We start from the raw sequence: 2002 nt of genomic DNA on the forward strand, positions 1-2002 counted from the left end.
AAATGGAAAAAAACTATATAAATGTCAACTAATCTATGTACAAAAACGTTTACTTAATTTTGCATAAAATCACTCAACTTAGGAAGCTAAGTAGTTCTTCAAGGTCGATAAGAACACCTGTAGATGCTTCAGGATAACTACATAATTGTATGAGTAATGTACTTGAAACCTTTCGGTAAAACCATACACATAAGACAACTAACTCCTTGGTTCAATATTTACTTTTTCGCTGAACAAATTCTTTTTCTTGAGCAAATTATTCTAGGATATAAGGAGATATATGCCATTGCAATTTTTCAATTAGCTTGGTGTCTAGTTTATTCTCCAGCTCCAATTACTTCGTTACTTTCAGATTCAGTTCATTATATTTTGGACTTTGTCTTTATACACAACATATTCTTTACCATCCACTACTGCTACTACCGCAAATTCATCATTTGGATTGAATGAAAGCCAATCAGCCCACATGTTAGTATTAGCCCCTCCACTCCACATATTATGAACAGTGTTTTTAGTTAAATTCATAACTTTATAAGACGCATTTGGCGCATTTGTTCCAGTCTTTATTTCAAAAGTGTATGCGTTATGAATTTTTTTATAAAAGTAGAAAACGTTTGATGGACGAAGCTGATTCAAAAAATCCTGTTCTTTTTTCTCTGCAATTTTTATCCCTTCTTGCAAAGTGACAACATCTGTTTTTAATGTTTTCCAACTGTTTTTCGCTGCATTCAAGCTAGGGGTTAAGAATTTATATTTATTTTGATCAGCTTTTTGATCAGCTTTATCAATATGTCCCAGTACACCCGAATATTGAGAATCTAAATCCTCCCATTGCGTAGACATATAAGTAAGAGCAGTGATAGCACTATCAAGCATACTATGCATATCACTAATATTATGAAATGCAACTCCAACTACACGATTCAATGTTATTTTATAATCTACAGTCTGACGCAATTTTGCTAATTCAGGTTCTAGCCAACCTAACTTACCTCTTGCATCACCTATCATTATGCCACCAGCAATCAAGGTTGGAATAAAGGGGATTTTCACCATGTCTAAGCCCTTAGATTCTATGTCTTTCTGATATTTTACTTGTCCTAAAAGGTCCTCTAGACGCTTTTGGTCAGCCTCCACATCAGCACCTTGGTTTTTTAAAATCGATTGCAATGTCTCTTTATGACTTCCAAATGTTCTAACATCTTCTCCAATAGCATTTTTTAATTGAATTAATTCTTCTTTTAATGCTTTTGCAGACTTTTGATTTTGTTGAATTCCTCCCTGTAAATCTGTAATCCCTTTTTTTAAAGTATCTCCATTTCCAGTATTGATCCCCTCTACTAATGTTTCATAATAATTTTCAAATTTTGTATCGTATTCTATAATGCCTGTCAATGTATCTAAAAGCTGTTTTTTTACTTGTGTATTCCATGTAACAGCATGTGCTCTTGCATTCTTTTGATCTTGTACAATTTTACTAGGTAAATCTGCATTTCCATTAATAGTTATTCCTTCAAAACTCACATCTGGATTATTAATTAGCAAATAAGAATATTCATTCATAGCTTTTGCAAATAAACCAGCATCTTGCAAAGCTTTTTTCATCTGTTCTTCATTTGCTGAAAGAGACATATTTTCAGTGTTCGTTTGTTCAATTTCAATTGCAAAAGTTTCTAGTGGTATGACTGCATAAGTAGTTGTTATAGTTAAAAATGCTGATACAGCGAGTAGTTTATGAGGGATTTTTTTCATCATTTCGTATTCCTCCTATATAAGGTATGGTTTCAAGTTCTAATCTTATTAAAAAGCGATGTCTTTCAAAATGAGTTCTACATCTTTTATCAGTATCGTTTGAACTTTCTTTAGCAGCCTTCAAATCATTAATTATTAAAGAAAATGTATATAATCTGCTTCAAATTAACCGATTCTGTTGCAAATTTTAAAAAAGCAATTAAACTACAAGGTTATTTTTTATTCGAATCATACTTATATGCATTAGATC

The 2002-nt window shown here is 31.8% G+C and carries 1 protein-coding gene; it reads right to left on the minus strand.

The genetic code is table 11. The features are described from left to right. Positions 1 to 354: 354 nt before the first annotated feature. Entirely contained in the window at positions 355 to 1755 is a 1401-nt protein-coding gene (gene hblA / locus ACQGS6_RS27310; RefSeq protein ID WP_044584613.1) for a hemolytic enterotoxin HBL binding subunit HblA, read from the minus strand. Positions 1756 to 2002: the final 247 nt, after the last annotated feature.

The organism is Bacillus sp. GMs2/2, from assembly GCF_050172095.1.
GTDB classification, from domain to species: Bacteria; Bacillota; Bacilli; order Bacillales; family Bacillaceae_G; genus Bacillus_A; species Bacillus_A cereus.